General features: G+C 36.9%; 26 protein-coding genes. 8 read left to right on the plus strand and 18 right to left on the minus strand.

Annotation, left to right across the window (positions count from 1 at the left end; all coding sequences use genetic code 11):
- Window positions 1-66 precede the first annotated feature (66 nt).
- From MWJ95_RS21455 to MWJ95_RS21470, 4 genes are all read left to right on the plus strand, one after another.
- A complete protein-coding gene (locus MWJ95_RS21455; protein ID WP_249107205.1) occupies window positions 67-672 on the plus strand; it encodes a dienelactone hydrolase family protein in 606 nt (201 codons plus the stop codon).
- Window positions 659-1615 (plus strand): LytTR family transcriptional regulator DNA-binding domain-containing protein, encoded by a 957-nt coding sequence (locus MWJ95_RS21460; RefSeq protein WP_249107206.1) that lies wholly within the window; start codon window positions 659-661, stop codon window positions 1613-1615. Before MWJ95_RS21455 ends, MWJ95_RS21460 begins: the two co-directional genes overlap by 14 nt.
- 148 nt (window positions 1616-1763) lie before the next feature.
- Window positions 1764-2612, plus strand: coding sequence for an ABC transporter ATP-binding protein (locus MWJ95_RS21465; protein ID WP_249075606.1), 849 nt, complete (start codon window positions 1764-1766; stop codon window positions 2610-2612).
- Window positions 2609-3316 (plus strand): ABC transporter permease, encoded by a 708-nt coding sequence (locus MWJ95_RS21470; protein ID WP_249107207.1) that lies wholly within the window; start codon window positions 2609-2611, stop codon window positions 3314-3316. Before MWJ95_RS21465 ends, MWJ95_RS21470 begins: the two co-directional genes overlap by 4 nt.
- Before the next feature lie 30 nt (window positions 3317-3346).
- On the opposite strand, the gene MWJ95_RS21475 is transcribed toward MWJ95_RS21470, so the two are convergent.
- The gene (locus MWJ95_RS21475) at window positions 3347-3943 is read right to left on the minus strand and encodes a GNAT family N-acetyltransferase (protein WP_249107208.1); all 597 of its coding nucleotides are present in this window, start codon (window positions 3941-3943) and stop codon (window positions 3347-3349) included.
- Window positions 3944-4037: 94 nt separating this feature from the next.
- Between MWJ95_RS21475 and pdxR the strand changes: the two genes are divergently transcribed.
- Window positions 4038-5414 (plus strand): MocR-like pyridoxine biosynthesis transcription factor PdxR, encoded by a 1377-nt coding sequence (gene pdxR, locus MWJ95_RS21480; protein WP_249107209.1) that lies wholly within the window; start codon window positions 4038-4040, stop codon window positions 5412-5414.
- 64 nt (window positions 5415-5478) lie between these two features.
- On the opposite strand, the gene MWJ95_RS21485 is transcribed toward pdxR, so the two are convergent.
- The 3 genes from MWJ95_RS21485 to MWJ95_RS21495 all read right to left on the minus strand — a co-directional run bounded on the left by MWJ95_RS21485 (window position 5479) and on the right by MWJ95_RS21495 (window position 9391).
- Window positions 5479-6522, minus strand: coding sequence for a hypothetical protein (locus tag MWJ95_RS21485; RefSeq protein ID WP_249075610.1), 1044 nt, complete (start codon window positions 6520-6522; stop codon window positions 5479-5481).
- An 18-nt stretch (window positions 6523-6540) separates the two neighbouring features.
- Window positions 6541-7995 (minus strand): MBOAT family O-acyltransferase, encoded by a 1455-nt coding sequence (locus tag MWJ95_RS21490; RefSeq protein ID WP_249107210.1) that lies wholly within the window; start codon window positions 7993-7995, stop codon window positions 6541-6543.
- A 427-nt stretch (window positions 7996-8422) separates the two neighbouring features.
- A complete protein-coding gene (locus tag MWJ95_RS21495; protein WP_249107211.1) occupies window positions 8423-9391 on the minus strand; it encodes a quinone oxidoreductase family protein in 969 nt (322 codons plus the stop codon).
- A 75-nt stretch (window positions 9392-9466) separates the two neighbouring features.
- On the opposite strand from MWJ95_RS21495, the gene MWJ95_RS21500 reads away from it, so the two are divergent.
- Together MWJ95_RS21500 and MWJ95_RS21505 are read left to right on the plus strand one after the other, a co-directional pair.
- Window positions 9467-11101: an ABC transporter substrate-binding protein gene (locus tag MWJ95_RS21500; RefSeq protein ID WP_249107212.1), complete on the plus strand. Its 1635-nt coding sequence runs from the start codon at window positions 9467-9469 to the stop codon at window positions 11099-11101.
- Complete coding sequence (locus MWJ95_RS21505; RefSeq protein WP_249107213.1) at window positions 11098-11718, plus strand: hypothetical protein; 621 nt, start codon at window positions 11098-11100, stop codon at window positions 11716-11718. The genes MWJ95_RS21500 and MWJ95_RS21505 overlap by 4 nt, the downstream gene beginning before the upstream one ends.
- Before the next feature lie 42 nt (window positions 11719-11760).
- On the opposite strand, the gene MWJ95_RS21510 is transcribed toward MWJ95_RS21505, so the two are convergent.
- The 5 genes from MWJ95_RS21510 to MWJ95_RS21530 all read right to left on the minus strand — a co-directional run bounded on the left by MWJ95_RS21510 (window position 11761) and on the right by MWJ95_RS21530 (window position 17211).
- Window positions 11761-12198: a hypothetical protein gene (locus MWJ95_RS21510; RefSeq protein WP_249107214.1), complete on the minus strand. Its 438-nt coding sequence runs from the start codon at window positions 12196-12198 to the stop codon at window positions 11761-11763.
- 323 nt (window positions 12199-12521) lie between these two features.
- Window positions 12522-12749, minus strand: coding sequence for a hypothetical protein (locus MWJ95_RS21515; protein WP_249107215.1), 228 nt, complete (start codon window positions 12747-12749; stop codon window positions 12522-12524).
- A gap of 695 nt (window positions 12750-13444) precedes the next feature.
- Window positions 13445-14629 (minus strand): NAD(P)/FAD-dependent oxidoreductase, encoded by a 1185-nt coding sequence (locus tag MWJ95_RS21520; RefSeq protein ID WP_249075619.1) that lies wholly within the window; start codon window positions 14627-14629, stop codon window positions 13445-13447.
- Window positions 14630-14679: 50 nt separating this feature from the next.
- Window positions 14680-15108, minus strand: a complete 429-nt coding sequence (locus tag MWJ95_RS21525; protein ID WP_049667242.1) for a helical membrane plugin domain-containing protein — start codon at window positions 15106-15108, stop codon at window positions 14680-14682.
- 588 nt (window positions 15109-15696) lie between these two features.
- Window positions 15697-17211: a DHA2 family efflux MFS transporter permease subunit gene (locus MWJ95_RS21530; protein ID WP_249075620.1), complete on the minus strand. Its 1515-nt coding sequence runs from the start codon at window positions 17209-17211 to the stop codon at window positions 15697-15699.
- A gap of 157 nt (window positions 17212-17368) precedes the next feature.
- Between MWJ95_RS21530 and MWJ95_RS21535 the strand changes: the two genes are divergently transcribed.
- The gene (locus MWJ95_RS21535) at window positions 17369-18274 is read left to right on the plus strand and encodes a TetR/AcrR family transcriptional regulator (protein WP_249075621.1); all 906 of its coding nucleotides are present in this window, start codon (window positions 17369-17371) and stop codon (window positions 18272-18274) included.
- 134 nt (window positions 18275-18408) lie between these two features.
- Here MWJ95_RS21535 and cydS read toward each other — a convergent pair whose 3' ends face one another.
- The 9 genes from cydS to MWJ95_RS21575 form a co-directional block, all read right to left on the minus strand.
- Window positions 18409-18507: a cytochrome bd oxidase small subunit CydS family protein gene (cydS, locus tag MWJ95_RS24760; RefSeq protein ID WP_374110256.1), complete on the minus strand. Its 99-nt coding sequence runs from the start codon at window positions 18505-18507 to the stop codon at window positions 18409-18411.
- A gap of 11 nt (window positions 18508-18518) precedes the next feature.
- A complete protein-coding gene (locus MWJ95_RS21540) occupies window positions 18519-19547 on the minus strand; it encodes a cytochrome d ubiquinol oxidase subunit II (RefSeq protein WP_249075622.1) in 1029 nt (342 codons plus the stop codon).
- Window positions 19544-20887, minus strand: coding sequence for a cytochrome ubiquinol oxidase subunit I (locus MWJ95_RS21545; protein WP_249075623.1), 1344 nt, complete (start codon window positions 20885-20887; stop codon window positions 19544-19546). Before MWJ95_RS21545 ends, MWJ95_RS21540 begins: the two co-directional genes overlap by 4 nt.
- 129 nt (window positions 20888-21016) lie before the next feature.
- Entirely contained in the window at window positions 21017-21793 is a 777-nt protein-coding gene (locus tag MWJ95_RS21550; protein ID WP_249075624.1) for a sulfite exporter TauE/SafE family protein, read from the minus strand.
- A 313-nt stretch (window positions 21794-22106) separates the two neighbouring features.
- Window positions 22107-22739, minus strand: coding sequence for a response regulator (locus MWJ95_RS21555; RefSeq protein WP_249075625.1), 633 nt, complete (start codon window positions 22737-22739; stop codon window positions 22107-22109).
- Window positions 22736-23773, minus strand: coding sequence for a PAS domain-containing sensor histidine kinase (locus MWJ95_RS21560; RefSeq protein WP_249107216.1), 1038 nt, complete (start codon window positions 23771-23773; stop codon window positions 22736-22738). Before MWJ95_RS21560 ends, MWJ95_RS21555 begins: the two co-directional genes overlap by 4 nt.
- Window positions 23774-24100: 327 nt before the next feature.
- Window positions 24101-24439 (minus strand): rhodanese-like domain-containing protein, encoded by a 339-nt coding sequence (locus MWJ95_RS21565; RefSeq protein ID WP_249075627.1) that lies wholly within the window; start codon window positions 24437-24439, stop codon window positions 24101-24103.
- A 209-nt stretch (window positions 24440-24648) separates the two neighbouring features.
- The gene (locus tag MWJ95_RS21570) at window positions 24649-26055 is read right to left on the minus strand and encodes an MBL fold metallo-hydrolase (protein WP_249107217.1); all 1407 of its coding nucleotides are present in this window, start codon (window positions 26053-26055) and stop codon (window positions 24649-24651) included.
- A 21-nt stretch (window positions 26056-26076) separates the two neighbouring features.
- Window positions 26077-26640 (minus strand): helical membrane plugin domain-containing protein, encoded by a 564-nt coding sequence (locus MWJ95_RS21575; protein WP_249107218.1) that lies wholly within the window; start codon window positions 26638-26640, stop codon window positions 26077-26079.
- Window positions 26641-26647 lie beyond the last annotated feature (7 nt).

Below are 26647 nucleotides of genomic sequence, written 5' to 3' on the forward strand. Positions count from 1 at the left end.
AAATACAAAAATTTTATACGATAGGATTATTCTTTGATACACTATTAAAAAATGAAAGAGGTAAAAATGAAGAGAAAAGTATTTATTTTACATGAGATTTATGGCGTCAACGATTTTATAAAATTGCAAGCTGAAACATTCAGTAACGTCAACACTACTGTTGAATGCATTTCTTTATATTCAGGGAGGAAAACATTTCCATACGAACAAGAACAGGACGCCTATGAATATTTCATAAACGAAGTTGGATTTGATGCTCCTCTCGAAAAACTGACCGAAAAAATATTGGAAGCTAGGACTCATTATGATGAAATAATGTTAATTGGATTTAGTGTGGGCGCAACATTAGCTTGGAGACTATCAATACTACCATTACAAGGAATCGTTTGCGTTTATGGATCACGCATTCGTCAATATATGGATATAATCCCCTCTTGTCCGACACTTGTTATTTTACCAAGTCATGAGAAAAATTTTAACGTCCATGAATTAAAGAAAACACTCGATGCATTACCGTCTGTTCATACGAGACAATATCCAGGTCAGCACGGTTTTATGGACTTCAATAATTCAAACTATTGTGATGAAAGTTATTCACAGGCACATGCTGAAATCTCGCAATTTTTCGAAATTAAGACCTGTCAAGGAGGACAAAACAATGAACCAAAATGAAAGCATTATTATTGATCCTTATATAGAAGGAGGAAATGTAATTTATCCAAACTTTCACCTATCCATGCAACCTGGCATTATTATTGGCATCCACACTGATGTGTCAAAAATACATACATTAATACAGTGGTTTTCGAAGCAAAGCAATACGTATACATATTATCGTGAAAATGCCTTGTATGAGCGACTAACAGTTCGGGAATATATCAAATTTTGCATAAAGCTTTTCAATGCTTCTTCTAAAAAGCTAGAGGATCTATTAACATTATTTGCTTTAATGGAGCAAAAGAACATTAAAATCAGCAAACTTTCAAATGGAGAAAAGCAACGTTTAAAATTGATTCATACATATCTTAATCAGGAATCGATACAAGTTTTAGAAGAGCCATTCCAAAATATGGATGAATTCTCCAAACAAAAAGTGATTCAATTATTGGATGTCCTTCAAAAGCAAAATAAAACAGTCATTTTACTATCTAACAATTTTGAGGATTTAATCGTTTCGAGTACAGAAATACATAGACTAGATGCAATGGGCTTACATGCATTAGATGTGAACGAAGATGAGGCAGAACTTGCGCCCCCCTCTCTTGAAAGTGCACCGATTCGACTTGATAAAATCCCAACAAAGAAGAACGATAAAATCATTTTATTTAATCCTCCCGAAATCGATTATATCGAAAGTGTTGAGGGGGTTGTTTCACTGTATGTTACAGGTGAATCCTATCCATGTACATTGTCACTAAATGAACTTGAGCAAAAATTGACACCGTTCGGCTTCTTTAGAAGTCATCGCTCTTATATCGTTAACTTACAAAAGGTACGGGAAATCATTACATGGACTCGCAATAGCTACAGCCTAGCCCTAAATAGCAATGAAAAGACCGTCGTACCTTTGTCGAAAAATAAACTCGCTGATTTAAAGGAAATACTCGGAATTTAGTAGATTTCCCAGGAAATAAACGACTCCTGTCAGCTAAACTATTTCTCCACTAACGATCATTTTACTGCCTTTCACCTGTATTTTAATGTTGAGATCCTTATTGTCCCTTATAGTGTAGATATCAACAACAACACAGGGAGGTTTTCAAATGAACGCAGTAATCGATGTTCAGCATTTGAAAAAAACATTTAATAAGGAAACAGCATTACAGGATGTTTCCTTTACTATTCAAAAAGGGGAAATATTCGGCTTTCTTGGACCTAGCGGCTCCGGAAAAACTACTACTATTAAAATATTAACAGCACAAAGTGAAAAAACGGATGGCGACGTTTTACTGTTTGGTCGCCCAGCAAATGAGATGAAACAAAGTAACAATCGTAAACGCTTCGGTATTTTAACAGATAATAGCGGACTATATACACGTCTTTCAATCGAGGAAAATTTATTACTATTCAGTAATTTATATCAATTGCCTAAATCATCCGTAAAAGAGGCGTTAGATTTTGTTAACTTATATGGTGATCGTAAAAAGAAAATTAGTCAGCTTTCTAAAGGAATGATGCAACGTGTTACGCTTGCACGTGCCATCATGCATAAACCAGAACTATTATTTTTAGATGAGCCAACTTCAGCACTCGATCCTGTTAATACACAGCATATATATAACGGCTTGCGCAAATTAAACGAGATGGGTACAACAATATTTTTAACGACCCACGATATGAGTGAAGCAGAAATACTTTGTGATCGTGTAGCCTTCTTACATAAAGGGAAGATTCGAGCGATTGGTGCGCCAAAGGATTTGAAAAAAGAGTTTGGCGATGAATCGATTACAGTTGAATTAAAAAATGGTACTAGTGAGGTCATTCAAAATGGAAAACAGGATGCAGAAAAACTGTTTCATTGGATGCAATCTAACGAAGTTTCTCGTATTTATACGAACGAGCCTACACTAGGTAATATTTTTATGCAAATAACAGGGAGTGATTTAGTATGAACATTTCAATGACACGTATTCAGGCTATTTTAATGAAGGATTATAAGGAATTTTCACGGAACTATGCGGTATCAGTTATGGTACTTATGCCACTTGTTATGGCATTTTTTATTAATAAATCGGGCTCAACTACTATCGCCGCCTATTTCATTACAATAAATATTGCATTTTCTATGGTGACTGCCTATGTACAATGCTGTCTAATTGCAGAGGAGAAAGAAAAAAATACGCTTCGTAGTCTAATGCTTTCCCCTGCTTCACTTGGCGATATTTTAATTGGTAAAAGCTTGTTTGTCCTTATACTTACAATGGTAGTTGTAGCATTGACTATTTACATTGTTGGCTATAGCCCAGCTAATCTTTTCATCTTAGCTATTACTTTAATACTTTCGACTGTGTTCTATATTGCAATAGGGACATTATGTGGATTATTCGCCAAAACAGTTATGGAAGGATCTCTTATCATTCTACCTGTTATCTTTATTTTCCCGTTTGGTCCTTCTGCCCTGGCATTTTCATCTAACTTTCCTATTTTAAAAATCGCAGAGTGGTTACCAAGTTCTCAATTAGTGTTATTAGCAGAGTCTTTAGAAGGCACATACACTACAATGGATGTTATTATTCCAATCGCTACTATCATCGCATGGTCACTAGTAGCTTGGATTGTAACTGGATTTATCTATAAAAAAAGAATGGTCGACTAATGACCATTCTTTTTTTATATAATAATTTCTTTATCCCAATTTCTCAGCTGCGCCGACTAGCAACTGCTGCAAATGTTTTTTCACTTGTGGCCATTCTTGCAGAGTAATGCTGTACATCACAGTATGGCGTGTTGTACCATCCTTCCGCACCATATGGTTTCGTAAGACCCCCTCCTTTGTTGCTCCTAAACGTTCAATCGCCTCTTGAGACCGTAAATTTTCGTGGTCTGTTTTAATTTGCACACGTTGTAGATTAAGTACCTCAAAGCAGTATTGTAATAATAAATATTTGCAATTCGTATTTATGGCCGTGCGCCAAAAAGCAGGTGTAATCCATGTAGTACCTATTTCAAGTCGTTTATGCGTTTCTTCAATGTCCATAAACCGAGTCGACCCAATGATTTGTCCAGATTTTTTATCCACAATTACAAATGGGAACTCCGTTTTTTCATGTTTTTTTTCTAATGCTTTGTCCACAAAGTTATTCACATCGACCATCTTCTCTATTGTTGTGGGCATGTGTGACCAAATCTCTGGATATCTACCAGCCTCAAATAACCCTTGCTTATCCTCCTGCTCTAATGGCTTCAGAAATACTGCCTCATTTTCTAATGCTATAAAATTCATTTTGTGTCCCTCCTTTTTAATATTTAACGGCATTTTTGATATGATAGATAGAACCAATTCACAAAAAACTCACCGTACCAGGAGGTGCAATGTTTTGGAGTTATCGATTTCATTTACTGGAGATACACCGAAATACGTGCAAATCTACGAGGATTTAAAACAAGCAATTTTAAGTAAGAAACTACTGGCCCATGAGCAATTACCTTCTAAAAGAACCCTTGCTAAAACGCTTGATGTAAGTGTCCATACAGTTAAGGAAGCTTATGAACAATTACTAGCTGAAGGTTATATTTATAGTAAGGAACGCTCTGGCTATTTTATCGCGACTTTTGAATTGGAATGGGGACAGCAGCGAAAACAGCACCTATCCACAGCTCTATCATCAACTACATATACTACAACCTTTGATTTTAATAACGGACATGTGGATAAGGAAGCTTTTCCACTTTCGATCTGGTATAAGCTGTTGAAAAAGCACTTCAATGTGGATAATTTAACAACAAGTCCTTGGCAAGGAGAGGCTATATTGCGTACGGAAATTGCTCGCTATGTTGAACGATCAAGAGGCGTTACTTGTGAAGCATCACAGGTGTTTGTTTATAGTGGTACACAAAATCAGCTTCAAGCTCTCTGTCACTTTTTTGGCCAAAAAGCACACGTTGGCTTAGAGGAGCCTGGCTTTAAAAGAGTACGTGCAACATCGCAACAGTGTGGATTAACAACCCATGCTATTCCTGTTGATAACTTAGGGGTAACCATACCGAAAGAGTCCATCCACATGTTATACACAACACCTGCACACCAGTTTCCGCTTGGGATGGTCATGCCTGTTGAACGGCGTGCAGAACTTCTGCAATGGGCTAATTCAGCGAAGGCATATATTATTGAGGATGACTATGATTCCGAATTTCGTTATAAGGGGCTCCCTATTCCCTCTTTAGCAAAAATGGACCAGCTTCAACGCGTTATTTATTTCGGAACCTTTTCCAAAACACTAATCCCAGCGCTGCGCATAAGCTACATGATTTTGCCCAAATCGTTAGTCGAAGAATTTATGCTTTTCAATCAAGAACAAAAATCTGTTGTTTCCAAAATCGATCAGCTTGTGTTAGCTGATTTTATTGCTCAAGGTTTATTCGATAAGCATTTAGCCAAAATGCGCACTATTTATCGTAAAAAGCAACAAGCGTTACTAGCAGCGATTGAGGCAAACTTTTCTAAGGAATTCGAAGTAATTGGTGAAAAATCTGGGTTACACATTGTTATGAAGTTACCAAAAAGGCTTTCTGAACAGGATGCCATAAGGCTTGCCCAGGAGGTAGGAATCAAAGTCTACCCATGTTCAACCTCCTATCAGCAAGCCTCAAAACATGCTATCGTCATTATAGGCTATGGTGGGCTAACCATTGAGCAAATCAATGAAGGCGTCGCGTTACTTGCAATAGTTTGGCAATCATCCACACCAAAATAATTTCAAGTTAAAAACTTAAAAAAGATGACCCGACAGTACAAATCGGAGTCATCTTTAGAATCGTTTAATCAATATTAATATCTACTACTACATTTTTAAGGTATTCATCAAGATTCCCTCTATTTACATCCTGCATAATATTTGAGGGTTCATCCCTACTCTCTAAAGATTTTATGATTAAATCTCCAACGTTTGGATAGTAATGCAACCAATCAAAAAAGTTATTCTCATTTGTTGTTACGTCATTCACACCATGGAAGCTATATACGGTACCAAAAACATCCACCATATCGTTCATCCATCTACTATAAGCCTCGTAACGATCATCGTTATGCAAAATGGTTTGCAGCCGTTTTGCAGGCATTAACTCTGTAAAAATTACTAGTTCTGAATTTGGGAATGCATCTTTTATAGCTTGGAGCCTTTTTCGATAGTCGGTATCATACACAAAAGGCTTGGCTGTCTCCGCTTTAAATTTTTTCTTGAATTCTTGCCATTCCTGCTCCATATCATCATTGGAGTACGTCGTTTGAGCAATATTATGACGCGTGTAACTACGAGCGCCGTCATAATGATTTGCTTTTGAAATATCATAATTAAAAAGAGCATAATGCATCGTGCTTTCTGAAAACAGTGATTTTATTGCATAAAACGGTGCCTCAGACGTCTCAAAATAAGTTTGCGGAGGATTCAAAGCATTCGATTTTTCAGCATTCGCTGAATCAACATATAACTCCATAAAAATCCTCTTAAACGGCTTACCATTTTTCTTTTCAGCATATTGCATATAAGGCAAATATTCTTCTATATGCAGCCCGCTCAATGAATAGTTATAAACATTTTCTTTGGTAAAGGCTCTCTCATCAAGATACGTAATCCTGCTCGTTCCAATTAACAAACTATCATAGTTAAAATCATGGCTATTCATATAATTTGTTTTTAATTGTCTTTCATCAAAGCCAAGCTGATAGTCATTAAAATCATTTGCATGTGTGTAATTCCAAAGAGGGTCAATATAATAATTGAAACCCATAATTCCGAAAACAGGTAATCCTATTACGATGAAAGATGTGGCAAACAATTTTACTAACCATTTTTTCGGATCCAAGTTCATTCACACCTTTATTTAGAAATTAAAATATAAGAATATACTATTTTTTTGCATATAATAAATCGATACTAGCACTAGTGCAATCATACATTGTGTATAAATGATTGCTCCCCAATTAAATTTCATCTTATCCATTAATTGAATAGAATTTAAGGTCGTAAATGCAATAACAAGTGCGATTAACAGTCCTACAACAATCACTAATGGATCACTTAATGATAGCCCCAAAATATTAAATGCTTCCGCTTGAGCAAAACTCGTATGCGGCTCCGTAAAGAAATTATTAATAGCTGTCATATCTGGCGTAAACATTTTGGCTATAATGGTGTTCGCTTGCTCCATACTTGTTGCACGGAAATAGACCCAAGCGATATTAACAAATTGGAAAGTCATAAACCATGAAAGTAAATACGGAAGCTTAATACCTGTTTTACTAAAAAGTCTCACTACGACAGACGCAAAGCCGTGAAGAAGCCCCCATAAAATGAAATTCCAACCGGCACCATGCCAAAATCCACTGATGAAGAAAATAATTAATATATTTATATAGGTTCTAAAAGCACCTTTACGGCTACCACCTAACGGGAAATATACATATGTAGTTAAAAACCTGTTCAATGTCATATGCCATTTTTTCCAAAACTCTTGAATATTACGTGCTTTATAAGGAGAATAGAAATTGACGGGCAGTTTAATATTAAATAATAATGCTAAACCAATCGCCATATCAGAATACCCACTAAAATCATAATAAAGTTGCACTGTATACGATAATGACGTAATCCAAGCCTCTACAAAACTTAAGTTACTATAATTCGCAAAGCCTTCATTCGCCCATATACCAACCGTATCAGCAATAACAACCTTCTTAACTAAACCAATAGCAAAAATAAATATGCCTCGTGCAACATGTTCATGAATAACTTTACGATTTTCCTTCGTATCATACTGTGGAAGCATCTCATCATGCTGAACAATTGGTCCTGCAATTAATTGCGGGAAAAACAAAATGAACAGCGCATAATGACTAAATTTATAATGAGCTGTTCCATCACGATAACTATCAACAATAAAAGCAATCTGTTGAAATGTGATAAAACTAAGTCCTAATGGTAGCAATAAGTGCAACAGCGCAATATTTGTACCCAGTAAACTATTTATATTTTCAATAAAGAAATCAGTATATTTATAGTAACAAAGAATTAAAATATTGAAGGCGACCCCAATAATCATATACGTTTTTCTCCAACGATTATTAGTATTAATCACCCGACTTAAAGCAAAGTTCACAACAATTGAAATAGTGATGATGGCTAAATAAGTTAACTTAAAATAGCCATAAAAAAATAAAGAGCTCAGTACCAACCAATAAATCGCATATTGCTGGTTCCTGAAACGATTTAATAAAAAATAAATAATAAATGTTATTGGTAAAAATAGAAAAATAAATTCAAAGGAATTAAAAAGCATTGCACCACTCCCCTAATAGCCATTCCTTTACTTAATGAAATACTATGGTTCACCATTATAATATGTGGTTGATTTCTGTTACGATTGGCTTTTTCTGAGCCGTCCAGTCTGAACGAAAATCAACTAATTTTAACAGGTGAAGAGCTATCAAAATTAATGACCCATTTTAATTTAGCCAAATATACTATTTTAGTAAAAAGTCGAACTATAATATATGTCAGAATCAGTCAAAGAAAGACAAAAATCCATATAATGATACCTCATTTTGGTAACTATTAAAAGGAAATCCTCGTTTATTGTCGATGAAATAATAAATTCTTTACTAATTGGGTAAGCTCTTTCGCAGAATTACAGTTACGTGGCACAACTACAAGCACTAAAGTAGAAACACCCCCTGTATAGTGATCACTAACAGGGGGTGTTCATTCTATATTTTAATTAAAATTTTCCCTTGATGCTGGCGACTTTCCATCAAATCATGCGCTTTCTGCATGTCCTCTAATGCAAAAATTTCAGCAATTGGTACTTGGAAGCTTTCATCCTTTAATAAGGTAAACATCTCCTGAGCAACTTGATGTAGCATTTCTGGCTTGGAAGCTCGAGTCGTTCCTAAGCTAAAGCCTTTCACATTGCGGCAGCTACTATGTAAATCCGATGTTTTTATATTTCCCGCCTTATCGCCACTATTTCCAAATTGCACTAGCGTTCCATACAGAGCTAAACAGTTCAAGCTTTCTTCCGTAATATTTCCAGCAATGGAGTCAAATATTATGTTTACACCATGGCCTTCCGTATATTCATTGACTTGAGCACTAAAATCATCGTATGTCAGTACATGGTGTGCGCCTAGTTCAAAGGCAATTGGCGCCTTCTTCCTATCACTAACTGTGCCAATAATATTTTTGGCACCTAGCTTTTTCGCCATCTGAATCAGCATTGTCCCTACCCCACCAGTTGCAGCATGAATCAAGACGCTATCGTTTGTACTAATTGGAGCAATTTGATGTGTTAAGAGATAGGATAAAAACAAAACTGTCGGCACAGCAGCTACCTTTTCCAAAGAGACATCATTCGGAACTTTGAAGACAAGCTGCTCTTTCGCCACCACATATTCTGCATAGGCACCATTCTTCGGGAATGCAATTACGATATCTCCAACTTTAAAAGTACTACATTCATCAAAAACCGCTTCAACTACACCAGCTACATCTAAACCGAGGATCATCGGAAAATTTGCTTTTGCCTTATTACCTGTTCTATTTTTAATATCAGCAAAATTCACACTCGTATAAGTCGTACGTATTAATACTTCCCCTGCTGAAATAGTAGGCTTTGGACATTCTACGTACTTTAAAACATCAGAAGTACCAAACTCATTAATAATCACAGCCTTCATATTTTCTCCCCCTTTGTTATAGTTAGATTATAAAATAAAACAATTTTCACAAAAAGAGACAAAAGGAGATATTAAATGTCCACCTTTCTATCAAAAAATAAAACACTATTTTATTTACTCACACTCTATTGCCAACAGAAAGGCAACAATTTTCATCATCAACAATTAGCAACTATATTAAAAATAAGTCCTAAACAACTAAATCGTTATCTTAAATTGTTTCAGCAACACAATTGGCTTATTTATAACGCCGGGAATGGACGTGGACACTTATCCAAAATCCAATGGCAAGGAGATATTGAACAAATTATTGTGGATAAGCTTAAATCTCATCTCTCAACAATGACGATGTTGGATTGGGAAGAATTATTCGCATTTCCTAATTTAACGGATTCTTTAGCAGTGATATTTAAGCATCTATATCAACAAAATATAAAAAACAATATCCTATATAATGAGCATTTGATTGTGCCAATCTACCATCCTATTCATACTTTACAACCGAATCAAGTAAACGATGTTTATAGTGCCGCACTTCTATCCAATTTAACAAATCGTTTAGTTGAAGCAGATGCAAATGGTATTATCATCCCTTCCCTTGCGCACCATTGGAAAATTAATGGCGTAACATTGCGTCTTTATTTACGGAAGAATGTTGCATTCCACAATGGCGATTTACTAACAGCACGTGATGTAGCTTGGTGTTTACGCCAATTACTACACCTTCCTTTATGGCAGCCTATTCGAGAAATTACCATTGTTGATATGTGGACAATTGATTTTATTTTTTCGGAGACTTGCACATACGCACTACACTTACTAACAGATATCCAAGCAAGTATCTATAAAATTGTAGATAATGTAGTTTTCGGAACAGGTTCATTTGCTATATCAAAACATACACCCCATCAAATTGTTTTGGAGGCATATGACAATTATTTTGGCATGAAAGCATTATTACATACGGTAGAATTAAACATACTTCCAAAAGGATCTAATTCGTTTTATCAAACTAATTTCTCCAATGACATTAATCATAAAAAAATTAATATCCAAAACGGGGTTTGTGCAGTTATTTTAAATAAAAATAAAGAAGCTTGTTCAACTAAAGCACAAAGGCAATATATTAAAAACATAATACATAAACATTTATATAAAGTTATTGAAAATGATTCTGCCTTACAAAATCATTTAAGTAGTTTTAGTAAAAATATCTCCCCGCTATATAAAAAAGAGGTTTTAAATATCGGTGTACCTAAAAATAAAATCAATCTCGGTCAACACTTATTTTCATCTTTATCGAAATATGGCTATCACCCACAAATAGAATCCTTAAAACTATCTCAATATATTAAAGATAGCCTTCAGCCTCTTAAGTACGATGCATTTGTTTATACGAATGTCACAACTGTAAATAGTGCTTTTCAAAAATTGCATACCGCTTTCAGCCCAGTTTCTCCAATTTACAAAGTATGCAAAGAAGATGCTTATTTTATCAATATCTTTGAAAAATTTAAATTAGCAACAATCGAAGAATGGCCGTTCCTTTTCGATTCTTTAGAGCACTATTTAATTGAAGAAGCTATTTTGATACCATTATTTACACATCTCGATGCTATACCCTTTGCCCAGGATATTTTAAAATTGGACTTCAACCACTTAGGGCACATCAATCTTTCAACAATTTGGTATGACAAGGAGGAATTATGATGAAAATAAAAGCAGTAAAAAAACAGCACAACGATATACCATACAATTACTTTGATAAAGAAAGTGATAAGGTGTGCTTTATGTTCTCTGGCAAAGGCTATACGTATGAAAAACCACTTCTTTATTATTCTACTGAGCTAATGCTGGAGCTTGGCTATGATGTAGTACAAGTATGCTATACATTTGATTCGAAGCAATTTGAACAAGAGCCAAAAGCTATTTCAGAAATGGTTTATAATGCAGCTAATCCTATTGTGGAATATATTTTAAGCACAAAACCTTATACAGAAGCTGTATACATTGGAAAATCACTCGGAACACTGCCTATCACAGATTTTTATATGCAGCAGTCTTCTTCTATTCCTTCTCGTTATGTGCTTTTGACACCCCTGTTATCACTTGATCATGTGATGGAAAATTTGCTTGGAAAGCAGGCCTTTCTAGCAATCGGTACGGCTGATCCTCACTACTCTAAAGAAAGATTAGATCAGCTTTCTTCCCACGAGCTTGCTATTGTAGAAAATGCTGACCATTCTCTTGAAATAGCTACTAATACGGTAACGTCAATCATCATTTGTCAGTCTCTATTTACAGCGCTTAAAGCTTATCTTCAATAATGTCGAAATCATTTCCGAATTTATCGGAATGTTTTTCTGACCTCAATGAGTAAAAGAGATTTCGATGCTATCGCTTCGATATCGGAAGCAATAAAGATATAAAAATAGTAGCGCCTCTTTTATAAGAGGTGCTACATAAATGTTTGGATAAGACATAATGTATGCTGATCTCGTATCGATAGCTCTGTTTGTCACTTTGGCGATTCTATCTTTCGTGGCTTTGTCGGGGCTATCCACGATTTTGGTGGTTCTATCCACGTTTTTGGCCTTTCTATCCGCAATTTCGGCCTTTCTATCCATCAGGCTGACTTTTTTTGTCGTTTTGGCGATTCTATCCATGACTTTGACCATTCTATCCACGTTTTTGGCCTTTCTATTCACGCTTTTGACCATTCTATCCGCAATTTCAGCCTTTCTATCCATCAGGCTGACTTTTTTCCGTCGCTTTGAATGTTCTTTCCGTCGCCCTACCTCTTTCATCCGTCACTTCGACTGTTCTATCCGTCGCTCTGATTTCTTTCCGTCGCTTCGGCTCTTCCTTCCGTCGCCCTGCCTCTTTCATCCGTCGCTCTGACTATTCCTTCCGTCGCTCTGACTATTCTTTCCGTCGCCCTGCTTCTTTCTTCCGTCACTTCGACTGTTCTATCCGTCGCTCTGATTTCCTTCCGTCGCTTTGGCTCTTCCTTCCGTCGCCCTGCCTCTTTCATCCGTCACTTCGACTGTTCTATCCGTCGCTCTGAATCTTCTTTCCGTCGCTCTGACTTCTTTGACCATTCTATCCGCTATTTTCGCTTTTCTATCCATCAGACTGACTTTTTTTCCGTCGCTTCAGCTCTTCCTTCCGTCGCCCTGCCTCTTTCATCCGTCGCTCTGACTATTCTTTCCGTCGCTCTACTATTCCTTCTGCCGCTCTGACTTCCTTCCATTGCTTTGGCGATTCTATCCACGACTTTGACCATTCTATCCACGTTTTTGGCCTTTCTATCCACGTTTTTGACCATTCTATCCGCTATTTTTGCTTTTCTATCCATCAGACTGACCCTTTTTTGTCGTTTTGGCTATTCTATCCATGACTTTGGCCATTCTATCAACGTTTTTGACCATTCTATCCGCAATTTCGGCCTCTCTATCCATCAGGCTGACTTTTTTCCGTCACTTTGAATATTCTTTCCGTCGCCCTACCTCTTTCTTCCGTCACTTCGACTGTTCTATCCATCGCTCTGATTTCTTTCCGTCGCTTCGGCTCTTCCTTCCGTCGCCCTGCCTCTTTCATCCGTCGCTCTGACTATTCCTTCCGTCGCTCTGACTATTCTTTCCGTCGCCCTGCTTCTTTCTTCCGTCACTTCGACTGTTCTTTCCGTCGCTCTGATTTCCTTCCGTCGCTCTGACTATTCTTTCCGTCGCCCTGCTTCTTTCATCCGTCACTTCGACTGTTCTATCCGTCGCTCTGACTTCTTTCCGTCGCCCTGCCTCTTTCTTCCGTCACTTCGACTGTTCTATCCATTGCTCTGATTTCTTTCCGTCGCTTCGGCTCTTCCTTCCGTCGCCCTGCCTCTTTCATCCGTCGCTCTGACTATTCTTTCCGTCGCTCTGACTTCCTTCTATCGCTCTGAATTTTCTATCCTTCGTTTTAATTTCTTCCCATTACTCTGCTCTTCTTCCCGTCGCTCCATTAAAAAAAGGACATGAATACAATATTTCTATTGTTTCATGCCCTAAAAAAATATTAATACGCTAAGCCGAATAGCGCTTTAATGTGTGTAAGATAGCGAATGTTTGACGCTTCTTTCATAAGAGTTGCAGGAAGACCTTTAAGTTCTGTGTTGCTAGCACCGATCGTCGCAACAGCGTCTTTACGGCCTAAGCTTGCAAGTGTACCAGAGTTAATAGCAGAGAAAGGCTTCATCTCTTGGTTTTTGTATTGTGCGAATAAGTTGTAACCAGCGCACTCACCCATTTGCCATGCAACTTGAGCAGTTGGTGCGTATAGTGGACGTCCACCATCAGCTGGTAATGCAACAGATGCGTCACCGATTACGAATACATCATCGTGAGATGTAGATTGTAAGAACTCGTTAATTGTAGCTTTACCGCGGTCTGCCGCAAGACCAGACTCACCTACGATTGGAAGTGGAGCTACCCCACCTGTCCAAATAAGCGTATTAGCAACGATTGGTTCGCGATCTTTCAGAGAGATGACATTTCCATCAACGCCTGTTACAGGAGTACCTGTAATGAATTCAACGCCACGTTTTGTTAAGCTTTCAGTAGCACGTTGGATAAGTGCATCTGGAAGTACTGGTAAGATTTTTGGACCAGCTTCAACAAGTTTGATTTTAAGATCAGCAAAGTTAACACCGTGTTTTGCCGCGATTTTCGGGAAGTTGTCCACGATTTCACCAACAAGCTCTACACCTGTTAAACCGCCACCACCGATAACAATCGTAGCATCTGCTTCGTCTTTTGTTTGTGCATATGCTTTAATACGATCTTCGATGTGTTTGTTAATTTTGTTTGCTTCGTCCACTGATTTAAGTACCATAGAGTTTTCTTCTAATCCAGGGATACCGAAGAATCCAGTTTGGCTACCTAAAGATACAACTAAAGTATCGTAATTTAAAGTATAACCATTGTCTAGGTCCACTTTTTTAGTGTCTACATTGAATTTTGTTACTTTAGCAATTTGTAAATCAATATCTAAACCTTTAAAGATTTTTTTAAGTGGTAAAGCAACAGCACCTTCTGCAATAGTACCACCAGCTAAACGATGAAGTTCAGTGATGATTTGGTGTGTTGGGAATTGGTTTACTACAGTAATTTTAGCTTCATCAGCTGATAAATACTTACGTGCTGTTAATGCAGTTAAAACGCCAGCGTAACCAGCACCTAAGATGACGATTTCTTTTGACATGATTAATTAATCCTCCGTCCTTACGTTTTGAATATATCTCGAGTCAAGTCTTATTTAGCTTTACGTTCAGCGCTTACTTGTAAGAAAGCATTAACAAAACGGAAAACACCTTGAACTTGTGGGTCCTTTAACATTTTCATAAGACCAAATAAGCCAATTACTTCTTGGCTTTCAGAAGCGCGATCTTTCGCTTCAATTGCAGTAGCTGCAAGGTTTTTAGCCGATCCTACTACAGGGCCTGCCATTTCTGTTACAGCACCAACAGTATCATTTTTAAGCACTTCATCCGTTGCAACAGCTTGAGCAAACTCATATGATTTTGTTAATAGCGTCATCATTTCAGTTAACTTAGGTAATTGCTCAACTAAAGTTGTAAGTGATTCCTGAACCTCAGGCTTTAATAATTGATCTAGCACATCCAGTTGTTCTTGACTCACAGTTAATTGTTCAGACTGTGTTTGGTTTTTCGTTTCTGACATTTTGAACTCTCCTTTGCCATCACTATTACTATTTTAATTTTATTGCTTCCATGTAAAAAAGACCATTAAGGCACTTCTTAACAGTCGTTACAGCGCGTATATCTTACAAATCACCAGTCTCAAGAGCTGGATAGCAATTCGTATAACTTGTTATTACAATGTTAACTTTATTTTGCAAAAAGTGCATTATAATTCCATCCTTATCTTGTCTTGGTGACATTACAAACTCCATTATAAGACTGTTTACATATTATTTCAATGAGCTAAATCACAATTTCGACAATCTTTTCAAAATTCATTGATTTTGTAACTATATATCGTAGTTAAGCTTGCTTTTTTGTCCCTACTGTAAAAAAAATACAATGTTTTCGAGTTTTAAGGTACATTACACCAAAACGTTCCCGGGCACAACGTTTGTTGATGAGCCATCTCGAATCTTTAAAATGTCTTTTATTTGGTCTATTTAAACTTCCCCGCAATCGTTCGTGTAATACTACATTTTTTAGTTATGCCCAAACCACCTCATTGCTTTTATTTAAAAAAACCTGTTAGAAGGAAAAATTCCACTAACAGGTCTAAACATCAAATTTATTTAGTTGGTTTTTTTAAATCCATAGAAGCTGCTGCGCTTTCAACTTTAACGCGTTTTAAGAAGAACGCAAGCACTAGTGCAAGAACTGTAATACAAGCTGCTATGAAGAATGAATGTGTAATACCTTCTAATAAAGCATTTTGCGTAATCTGATCCTGCATTTGTTGCATTTGTTCTGGCGTTGGGGCAACACCTGATTGCGCTGCATTAGCTTTTGCGTCTGCAATTAATTCTTCCGCTTTTGCTTTTGTACGGTTATTCATAAGCGTTACCATTACAGCACTACCAATCGCCCCAGCCACTTGCTGTAAAGTATTATTAATGGCAGTACCATGTGGGTTCATCATTTGTGGTAATTGATTTAAACCATTTGTCATAATTGGCATCATAACCATTGACATACCGAACATACGAATTGTGTACATAGACACGATAAATGTATAGCTTGAATCTAACTCTAACTTTGTTAAACCGAATGTTGCAATTGTTGTAATCGCTAAACCAATTATCGCTAATACACGAGGTCCAAATTTATCAAAAAGTTTCCCTGTAATCGGCGACATAATCCCCATTACAAGTGCCCCTGGAAGCATCATTAAGCCCGCTTTAAATGGATCAATTCCACGAATCGATTGTACATAAGCAGGTGTTAAAATCATCCCAGAGAACATAGCCATTGATACGATAACCGAGATAGCAGATCCAAGTGCAAACATTGGATATTTATAAATACGTAATTCAAGTAAAGGTTGATCCATACGTAGTTGTTTAAATATGAAGATAATTAAAGCAAGAAGGCCAACTGAAATTGTGCCGTATACCCAAGGACTTGACCAGCCCTTATCCCCTGCAGTACTGAAACCATATAGAATACCACCGAACGCTATTGTTGATAATAGGACTGAAGGGAAATCCAAATGAACTTCACGTGTTTCCATCACGTTTTCTAATTTCCAAATACCAAATAATAAACTAATTACAGCAAATGGAATAATCATTTGGAATAGCATACGCCAATCATGGTGCTCAACAATATATCCAGATAATGTAGGACCTATCGCTGGCGCGGAAATCATAACTAAACCGAAAATCCCCATTGCTGCACCGCGTTTTTCTTTTGGGAAACTAATCAGCATTACGTTCATTAAAAGTGGTGACATACTTGCAGCACCTGCTGCTTGCACCATACGACCTGCTAAAAGTGTACCGAAGTTAGGTGCAAATCCAGCCATAATCGTACCGATTGTAAAGACTGACATCGCTACAATAAATAAATGTCTATTTTTAAAGCGTGTTACGAAGAATGCTGAAGCAGGTACTAAAATACCACTTACAAGCATATAACCTGTTGCAAGCCATTGTACTGTTGAATACGTTATATCAAAATCTTTCATGATTGTTGGTAATGCAACATTTAACAATGTGTTATTAAGAAAAGCAACAAAAGCACCCACAAATAAAATTGAAATCATTCCATAGGGGGGCTTTTTCAGTGTTTGACCACTATTCATTTATATCCCTCAATTCTTTCTTGTTTTTTTCGATAAAACTTATTTTATACTCGCAGTCTACTTTTTTCAAGAATTAAGTCTATAAATTTTTAAAACATTGATATATAGGCGTTTTAGATATAGAATAAGAGTATAATATTTTAAAAAAGGTGAGGTTATGAACAAAAGAAAAAGACAAATCATTACTGCTGCCCGTGCTCTTTTTATTGAAAAAGGATTCGTGGATGCATCGATTAACGACATCATTAGTGCAGCTAAAATTTCAAAGGGTACATTTTATAATCATTTTTCTTCTAAAAATGAATGCTTAATCGCCATATTAGATGAAGGGCGCGAGGAGGCCAGTAATCGCCGCCACGAACTTCTTTATGGCAAGGACCCTACTGATTTGGAAGTATTAACCCAACAAGTTGCAGTACTCATGTATGTCAATCGAGAACATAATTTAATTCAAATTTTTGAATCGGTTTTCCATTCTCGTGATAATGAACTGAAAAAAATTATTTTAAACTATCATTTACAAGAACTGGAGTGGCTTGCTAATCGACTTGTACAAGTTTTCGGAGAAGAAGTTAGTCCAATTAGCTACGAATGTGCTGTGCAGACACTTGGTATGATTAACCTATCAATACGTGCTGTCTTAATTGCTGATTATAAATATATAAATCGCGAAGCCATTGTACGTGTAGCATTACGCAATATTAGCGTAATTATACCCGTTATGCTTGAATCAAAAGAAATCCTCATTAGTACGGAAATGATCAACACGATACAAAACGTCGCGAACTATAAAACTGTAGACAAGGCGACGGTCATCGAGCAATTAACAGGCTTTAAAAAAGGATTGCCTAAGAATGAAACAGCAGAAGGCTTAGAATATGTAGAATTCTTATTAGAGGAACTACAGCGCGAAAAGCCAAAGCTCTTTATCATCGAATCACTTCTTACACCTTTCCGTAAAGCATTCGTTGGAACCGAACACGCAGAAGAGGCACGTGATATCGCTAATAGCTTGTGGCGCTATGTAAAAATCGAGCGACCATCAGAGCGCTGCATGAAGTAAAATAACAGATAAACAAAAGGGGCTATATAGAAAGTCAATCACTCAGACTTTCCATATAGCTCCTTTTTTGAACTTCTATCCTATTTAATTAATTTATACGATAAAACAGACTCCTTAGGATTAGCGTCTGTAATCTATTTAATTTGACGATCTTTCGGTCCTATCCAAAAGCCAATCATAATGCTAATAGCTACTACGAGAAAAGGTGCATACAAAATAATAAATTGATTCATTATAGTTCCCCCTATACATGGTGATCGTGTTTACCGCAAGCATAATCACGATCAAACACAAACCATTTCATTACTAAATATAGTGAAGGTATGAGTAGAACTAATCCTCCAACAAACGCTATCACTAATGCAATTGCCATTGTTTCATTTGTAAAGCTATCATAGACTGAGATATACGGATACAGTAAATACGGATAATGCGAAATACCATAGCCGAAAAATGCAAATCCAAATTGGGCAACCATTAAAAAGACAGCTATGCCATAGTTTTTCTTTTTAAATAGAAGAACTAGCGTTATAAGAAATAGCACACCTGAAATGGCGAAAAGCCACCACAGATCTAACATATTTTCGTAATGCTCGGGCACATGTCCCTTTAACTCCACCATAATCCCTATTACACTTATTATGAGCGGCAAAGACCAACCGAGTGCATACTTTCTCATTAAATTAGAAGCATGTTCATCTTGTGCTCTTTTTCCATACCATGTTAAGAAAACAGCTGAAATATATAAAACTGCCACTATACTTAATAGCACAATAGACCACGTTAACGGATTGGTGAAAAGTTTTGCAAATTGTAAATGCGGTTCGTCATTTACAATTTTTACGAACCCTCCCTCAGATATCGTCAATACAATAGAAAGGGATGCAGGTATAAATAAACCAGTAATTCCGTACATCATTGTATATCCGATATGACCGCCTTTTCCACTGTAGGATTCAAATGCATAATAACTCCCTCTAATTGCAATTAATATTAATGAGATACTGACTGGCACTAGCAAAATTGTGCCATAATAATATGCCGTTTGAGGAAAGAAACCTACCGTTCCAACAAAGAAAAATACAAGGAAGACATTCGTAATTTCCCACACCGGAGATAAATAGCGCTTAATCACATTTGCTAATATATGATCTTTACTTATTAAGACACTATAAGCATTAAAGAAGCCCGCTCCAAAGTCTATGGACGCAACAATGACATAGCCGAATAGAAATAACCACAATACCGAAATTCCTAATATTTCTAAGCTCATTGCCCTGCACATCCTTCCACTTGTTTATGTTCTTCAATCTCACGTTCAATCGGATTGTTACGGAACATACGAATAAGCACTACGATACTCCCTATTGCTAAAATAATGTACAGCCCTGCAAATAGTATTAGCATAGTATCGACTTGACCACTTGTTGTAGCACCTTCCGCCGTTTTCATATAACCACGAAGAATCCAAGGTTGACGCCCTACTTCCGCAAACCACCATCCTGCCTCAACAGCAATAAGCGATAGCGGTCCACCTGCCAATACTATTCTCTTAAAACTTTTTGAAGAAATAAACTTCCACCCTCGCAACTTACCTAGCACATAAATAGCTGCAACGACAATTAGGAAAGTTCCGATAACTACCATGATGTCAAACAAATAATGGATATAAAGTGGCGGCTGTTCGTCCTCAGGAAATTGATCTAAACCTTTTACTTCTGCGAAAGGATTATTATGCGCCAATACGCTCAATGCGTACGGTACTTTGATAGCATATTTTACTTCTTCCCCATCTAATACTCCAAATAACACAAGCGAAGCATCCTCTTTTGTTTCAAAATGCCATTCAGCAGCAGCTAATTTCTCAGGTTGATATTCCGCTAAATACTTCCCAGAAAAATCACCTACAATGAGTGCTGCTAGCGAAAATACTAGTCCAAGTTTCAGTAAAAGATGTAATGCTTTTTTATGATACACATGCTTCGACCCTCGCAGCATACGATAAGCTGCAATAGAAGCTAATAAAAATGCTGCCGTCATATAAGATGTTACTAATACATGCGCTACCTTCGTTGGCATTGCAGGATTTAGCATCGCTAATACAGGTTGGATATTTACAAGCTCTCCATCTACAAGGTCAAAGCCCTGCGGTGCATTCATAAAGGCATTCACAATCGTAATAAAAACAGCCGACATAGAAGCACCAATCGCTACTGGGACCAATAATAATAGATGTCGCTTCGGATTTTTAAATCGATCCCATGTATATAAATAAAGCCCTAAGAAAATTGCTTCAACAAAGAACGCAAATGTTTCCATAAACAATGGTAATGCGATCACCTGACCAGCCAACTCCATAAAGTTTGGCCATAGTAGTGATAGCTGCAATCCAATGGCAGTACCAGTGACAACCCCGATTGCCACAGTAATCACAAACCCTCTTGCCCATCTTCTTGCGAGTAATAAATAGTGTTCGTCATTATTTTTTAATCCCACCCATTGAGCAATCATAATCATCAAAGGTATACCGACGCCAATTGTTGCGTAAACGATATGGAATGATAATGTTAACTCCGTTAAGGCCCGACTCCACATTACAGCTGAATCATTCATTTTATTTCATCTCCTAGGTACCAAAAATTCTTCCAATGATTGAAAGAAACATTATCCCCGCTACTAAAAAACTTATAATTATTAGCTTTCTTTCATGTGATTTATAGGCAACCACTTTTTGTTTTTTCATCATAATAAATCAACCCAAATTTTAATCGCCGTCGCTAAGATGAGTACGGCTAATATACTTTGCAAAATTTTCGTATTCATTTTTTTACCTACTTTTGCCCCTAGAGGCGCCGCCAGTAAACTTGCCACTATCATAATACCTGCGGAATAGTATTCGACTTGCCCTGTCATTAACTTACCGATTGTTCCGCCGATTGAAGAGATAAACGTAATGGCCAAACTAGTAGCAATCGTCATGCGCGTTGGGATCCCAAGTACTACAAGCATAATCGGAACAAGCAAGAAACCACCTGCAGCACCAACGATCCCTGAGCCAATCCCAACAATAAATGCTAAAATAGCGGCTAACGGCTTGTTGAAAGTTACTTCATTCATCGGCTTATCATCAATTTGTTTCTTAGGAATAAACATCATCACAGCTGCAATCAAGGCTAAAATCCCGTATACGACATTCACACCACTTTCAGACAAAAACTGTGATCCGTAGCTCCCAACAAAGCTACCAGCTAAAATGGCTCCCCCCATATAAAGAATGAGGGGCTTATTAAGATATCCACCTTTTCGATACGCCCAAACCCCTGCAATCGAAGCAAAAAACACTTGTACCGCACTAATACCTGAAACTTCATGTGCGGAAAATGCCGCTAAGCCAAAGAGTGGTGGTATATATAGCAGCATTGGGTATTTAATGATTGAACCGCCTATCCCCAACATACCGGACACAAAGGATCCAACGAATCCAATCAGGAAAATCACAATTATAAATGTTATATCCACTGTGCTTGCATCTCCTTTTATTTATGTGCTTTCAGTATAGTCCTGCTGCAATTTCAGACATATAGGGGTTTTCCACTATTAGCTTACTCACTGTGACAATATTAAAAATTATTCCTAAAAAACAAAAAAAGATCACTCATATTTCAAGTGATCTTAGCTTGTTGGCAAAGGAATAATTTTAAAAATGTGTATCCTTCAATTTCACCTTAGCTTAATTGTAGCTGTCGCTTTTCTTGCATACAAAGCGCCTAGCCGGAATGTTAATGTTGCAGAAGAGACATATTTCAATTACATACTGCACAGTAACAAGTTGTTACATATAGTTATTTGTTAGCCCATACTGAATAAGCTCAGCTTTATTACTTAAATTGAGCTTTTGCATAATATTTGATTTATGATTTTCAACCGTTTTACTACTAATATATAGCTGCCCAGCAATTTGGATATTCGTATACCCTAGAACTGTTAACCTCATTATCTCCTGCTCACGCACAGTTAAAATGCATTGATCTTCATGCCCCTTATGTTCAAATAATTTATCCAGCTGTTCTTGAGGAATACCTACGTTGTAATATATGCGACCACTATATACAGCATGGATAGCCTCGTATAGAATTCCACCTTGACTATTTTTTAAAATATAGCCATTGGCTTCAACAGCAATCGCTTTTTGAATATAAGCAACTTCATTGTGCATTGTTAACATAATAATTTTCACGTTAGGCATTTGCTTATGAATTTCTTGAGTAGCCGTAAATCCATCTAACCCATTCGGAATGGATACGTCCATTAAAATGACATCTGGGTTTAATGAAGTTGCCTGAATGATGGCCTCTGCTCCATCACCCGCTTCACCTACAACCTCTATATCTATATAATTTTCCAATAAAAGAACAATCCCTTTACGGATTAGCACATGATCATCTACTACTAAAACACGAATCATCTAAAGTCATCCTTCCAATTAGGTACTTGAATGCTAATTTGAGTACCTTTATTGTGAGCCGAATTAATATTAAAAGATCCACCTAACAGTGTAATTCGCTCCTCCATATGCTTTAAACCGAGTCCTTCTTTTTTCACGTACTGCAGATCAAACCCTACGCCATTATCTTCTATATAGAGTGATAAATTCGAAGCTTTCTTTTCGAGTCGTATGACGACCTTAGAGGCCTTCGCATATTTAATAATATTGTGTAAAGCCTCCTGCACGACGCGATAAATATTGATTTCTACAGAAGGATGACACCGTTCTTCAAAATCTGTTTCTAACGTTATCGCAATATTAGGATGTACCTTTTGCACTGAATCGACAAGGGTGTCTAATGTAGGCGAAATCCCTAACTGATCTATGCTATGGGGGCGAAGCTGATAGGAATACAATTTAATATCACTCATTACTTGCTCTAGCTCATTGCGTACTTCTTCAATATAAGTATTTAGCTTTTCATTGTCTTTGACATAAGATTCAATCGCTTGTAGAGCAACAGATATTGTATATAATGATTGACCTACGCCATCATGTAATTCCTGCGCAAGCCTTTTATGTTCTTCCTCCTTGGCCTCAATTAGCTTTTTAATAATAAGCTTCGAAATCCGAGCCTCTTCTTCCTTTAGTTGAAGAGTTTGATCGCGCAAAACAAGAAGAAACTCTTGCTCGTTTGTTTTACCGTCTGTATACATCAGTGCCGTACTCATTTCAACATCTATCTTACTGCCATGATACGTCGGCATTTTCGATAAAAAGTAGGGAACCTCATTATGCTCTATTAAATAACATGTATGTTCTTTTGGAGACTTTTGACGGTTTTCACAAAATGAACAAAATGGCACTCGCTCTCCTAATTTCCATCCCGTTAACCGCTTCGCCGAGGGATTCATCATTAAAATTTCACGGTTGTGATTCATTATGATAATGCCATCTTGAATATATTGAAATATTTGCTGTAAATATTTATTTTTCAGCTGTTCTTTCTCCAATTTAAACACACTCCTAGATCAATTATGCCTCGGCATAATTGCGTCCGGAATCGGCTTTGTGCTTGCACAAAGAACTCCTCTCCGATTCCGTGACATCCGCCGGAGGCTTTAGGCCAACACGATGTTGGTCACTCAGTCGTTGCCACAGGACGTGGCGTTCTTAGACTGAGTTCCTTTATTTCAGCGGATGTTTGGACACCCGCTGAAAAGTGACTTAAAACTGCATTCAACTCACCACCTAGAAGTGGGAAACTTCAGCTGAAAGAAGTTAAAAAAGACATAAAGCCTCCCTTTAAGTTTACTTGTTACCAATCAGCATACTTGACCCTATACTTTTTCTTCTATCAAGCTATAACTCCTCACTTCATGCCCTGCTTTCCGAATGATACGAACACTCATATTTTTTTCTAGCTGTGTTGATGCAATAATATGAAGGGGTTTTTTTGGTAGTTCATGTATATGACGTACTAAATAAGCTATTGGTAAATTTAATGCATTTGGTGTAGGTGATTTATAAGAGTCATTATAATCACGTACATCCACTATCGCCATTCCCGCATTCAACTCTTGTAGTAAACACTTCTGTATTTGACGTACCGGGATACGTCGTTTATAAATAATTCTACCAACAATAAGAAGGAATATACTCAAACTTACAATAATCATTTTTTAACCCCTTTTACCGAGAAAAAAGGTTGTCTAAATCCGTTTTGCTTTCTACTGACGACTATGTATAAGTGTCATAACACCTTATTAAAACCTTTAATTAAAAATAAGAATTTCCTCCTAAGATGCCTCTATAAAGCACTAAACGAAGAAAAAATAGCAGACTAGGCTTACTAGTATGCTATTTTTCTTTTAGAAAACAACCTCATTTATTTAGTCACTGCCTCTTGTTGCCAAGCCATATAGCCACCCGTTAAATTTACAACGTCGTGAATGCCATTTGCTTTTAGTACACTTACAGCAATTGCAGAACGAGCACCGCCTTGACATTGAACAATAATTTTTTTAGTTATTTGCAATTCATCTAAACGTTTAGCTAGTGTACCAACCATAATATGTTGAGCATTTTCAATATGCCCTGCATCAAATTCTGTTTGATTGCGCACATCAAGCACATGAACTTGTTCACTTTCAATTAATGATTTCGCTTCTAAAGGAGTTATATTTTCATAACTTTCTAGAGAATTAGCCTCTTCCAATATTTTTGTCACGTCTCCATAGCCAACAACATTGTCTATACCGATAGAACGTAATGCTATTAAAATATCATCTAGTTGAGAAGGATTAATCAATAAATATAATGGTTTTGTATAATCTACTAGCCAACCAGCCCAATTGGTTAATGAATTATTGTAAGGGATGTTTAGTGTACCTGCGATAAATTCTTGTGAGAAATCTTCAGCCGGTCTAGTATCAATCACTTGCGTTCCATCTGCAAGAAGTTGAGTAATCTCTTCATAGTTGGACACTGCCTTTACTGGTGGTAAATTCTTAAGAAGTTCTATCCCTACTTTATTAACACGCTTCATAACAGCGAAATAATAAGGAGGCTCCGGTTGACCCTCTAGTAACGCGTCAATAAATTTTTGTTCATCATCAAATTGCATAGCCCAGTTGAATTGCTTCTCATACCCCACCGTCGAAGAAGGCACAGCTCCTAATGCTTTACCACAAGCACTTCCTGCTCCATGAGCTGGCCATATTTGCATGTAATCTGGTAAAGCCTTAAAACGTTCTAATGATTTAAACATCGCTTTTGCACCAGATAGTGATGTACCCTGAATACCAGCAGCCTTTTCTAACAAATCAGGGCGTCCGATATCACCTACAAAAACAAAGTCACCTGTAAAAATCCCCATTGGTTTATTTGCTACGCCGCCACGATCTGTTAATAAGAAAGAAATACTTTCTGGTGTATGTCCTGGTGTATGCATAACTTTAAAAATAAGATTACCTATAGTAAATTCATCACCATCTTTTAATAATTGATGAGGAATTCCTTCAAGGTTTTGATACTTCCAATCAGCATCCCCTTCGTCAGAAATATACATCGTTGTTCCAACACGGTCTGCTAACTCACGAGACCCAGCTACAAAATCGGCATGGATATGCGTTTCTAACGCACCAACAATTTGCATCTTTTCTTTTTCTGCTAATGCAAGATAGGGCTCAATATTACGCATCGGGTCAATAATGACCATTTCACCTTTCGCCTGACATCCCACAACATAAGAAGCGTGTGCTAATTTTTCATCGTAAAAATATCGTAATAACATGTGTAAAACTCCCCTTTATAATTAGTTTTTTTCTTTTAAAATATCTAATGCAGATTGGACATAATTAAGTGATTTTTGAACAGAAGGATCTTTCATCCATTTAACAATTGAAAAAACATTAATATGCTGAGGCTTTTCTTCTGCTCTTTGCTGTACCATTTTCAAGAAATCCAAACCTGTCTTTCCTTTTTTAACATATGGATCGACATAGCCCTTTAAATTATTCATTGTATAGTCTGTTGTTTGCTTATCCTGAAGTACTACTGTGACAAAATCAATAATGTTTTCTAACTGATGAATGATTTGAACAAGCTTTGGCAATTTCTCCATTAGCTGTACAATAGCCGTTATCGTTTCTGAGCCTACGTTATACGTAGAGACAAATTGCTCGTATCGATTTATTATCTTTTCATCCGTTAGCACCGTTTTTCCAAAATCCACTACATTTTCTGCTGATTCTATCGTTTGCTCTACATTCGGTAATTTTTCTAACAATCGCTGTAAAGAGTGTCGAACATCTGGTTTTTCAAGCGTTTCGAGTATTTGAAATAATTCCTCGCTCATGCTTATCGTTGCATTAGCCACGCCTGTC

This window comes from Lysinibacillus sp. Bpr_S20 (assembly GCF_023337835.1).
Taxonomy (GTDB): Bacteria; Bacillota; Bacilli; order Bacillales_A; family Planococcaceae; genus Lysinibacillus.

What these genes read in the sequence shown, in the direction of transcription:
- MWJ95_RS21455 (WP_249107205.1), top strand. Translation starts at nt 67, where the DNA reads ATGAAGAGAAAAGTATTTATTTTACATGAGATTTATGGCGTCAACGAT.
- MWJ95_RS21460 (WP_249107206.1), top strand. Translation starts at nt 659, where the DNA reads ATGAACCAAAATGAAAGCATTATTATTGATCCTTATATAGAAGGAGGA.
- MWJ95_RS21465 (WP_249075606.1), top strand. Translation starts at nt 1,764, where the DNA reads ATGAACGCAGTAATCGATGTTCAGCATTTGAAAAAAACATTTAATAAG.
- MWJ95_RS21470 (WP_249107207.1), top strand. Translation starts at nt 2,609, where the DNA reads ATGAACATTTCAATGACACGTATTCAGGCTATTTTAATGAAGGATTAT.
- MWJ95_RS21475 (WP_249107208.1), bottom strand. Translation starts at nt 3,943, where the DNA reads ATGAATTTTATAGCATTAGAAAATGAGGCAGTATTTCTGAAGCCATTA.
- MWJ95_RS21490 (WP_249107210.1), bottom strand. Translation starts at nt 7,995, where the DNA reads ATGCTTTTTAATTCCTTTGAATTTATTTTTCTATTTTTACCAATAACA.
- MWJ95_RS21495 (WP_249107211.1), bottom strand. Translation starts at nt 9,391, where the DNA reads ATGAAGGCTGTGATTATTAATGAGTTTGGTACTTCTGATGTTTTAAAG.
- MWJ95_RS21500 (WP_249107212.1), top strand. Translation starts at nt 9,467, where the DNA reads ATGTCCACCTTTCTATCAAAAAATAAAACACTATTTTATTTACTCACA.
- MWJ95_RS21505 (WP_249107213.1), top strand. Translation starts at nt 11,098, where the DNA reads ATGATGAAAATAAAAGCAGTAAAAAAACAGCACAACGATATACCATAC.
- MWJ95_RS21510 (WP_249107214.1), bottom strand. Translation starts at nt 12,198, where the DNA reads ATGAAAGAGGTAGGGCGACGGAAAGAACATTCAAAGCGACGGAAAAAA.
- MWJ95_RS21515 (WP_249107215.1), bottom strand. Translation starts at nt 12,749, where the DNA reads ATGGATAGAAAAGCAAAAATAGCGGATAGAATGGTCAAAAACGTGGAT.
- MWJ95_RS21520 (WP_249075619.1), bottom strand. Translation starts at nt 14,629, where the DNA reads ATGTCAAAAGAAATCGTCATCTTAGGTGCTGGTTACGCTGGCGTTTTA.
- MWJ95_RS21525 (WP_049667242.1), bottom strand. Translation starts at nt 15,108, where the DNA reads ATGTCAGAAACGAAAAACCAAACACAGTCTGAACAATTAACTGTGAGT.
- MWJ95_RS21530 (WP_249075620.1), bottom strand. Translation starts at nt 17,211, where the DNA reads ATGAATAGTGGTCAAACACTGAAAAAGCCCCCCTATGGAATGATTTCA.
- MWJ95_RS21535 (WP_249075621.1), top strand. Translation starts at nt 17,369, where the DNA reads ATGAACAAAAGAAAAAGACAAATCATTACTGCTGCCCGTGCTCTTTTT.
- cydS (WP_374110256.1), bottom strand. Translation starts at nt 18,507, where the DNA reads ATGAATCAATTTATTATTTTGTATGCACCTTTTCTCGTAGTAGCTATT.
- MWJ95_RS21540 (WP_249075622.1), bottom strand. Translation starts at nt 19,547, where the DNA reads ATGAGCTTAGAAATATTAGGAATTTCGGTATTGTGGTTATTTCTATTC.
- MWJ95_RS21545 (WP_249075623.1), bottom strand. Translation starts at nt 20,887, where the DNA reads ATGAATGATTCAGCTGTAATGTGGAGTCGGGCCTTAACGGAGTTAACA.
- MWJ95_RS21555 (WP_249075625.1), bottom strand. Translation starts at nt 22,739, where the DNA reads ATGATTCGTGTTTTAGTAGTAGATGATCATGTGCTAATCCGTAAAGGG.
- MWJ95_RS21565 (WP_249075627.1), bottom strand. Translation starts at nt 24,439, where the DNA reads ATGATTATTGTAAGTTTGAGTATATTCCTTCTTATTGTTGGTAGAATT.
- MWJ95_RS21570 (WP_249107217.1), bottom strand. Translation starts at nt 26,055, where the DNA reads ATGTTATTACGATATTTTTACGATGAAAAATTAGCACACGCTTCTTAT.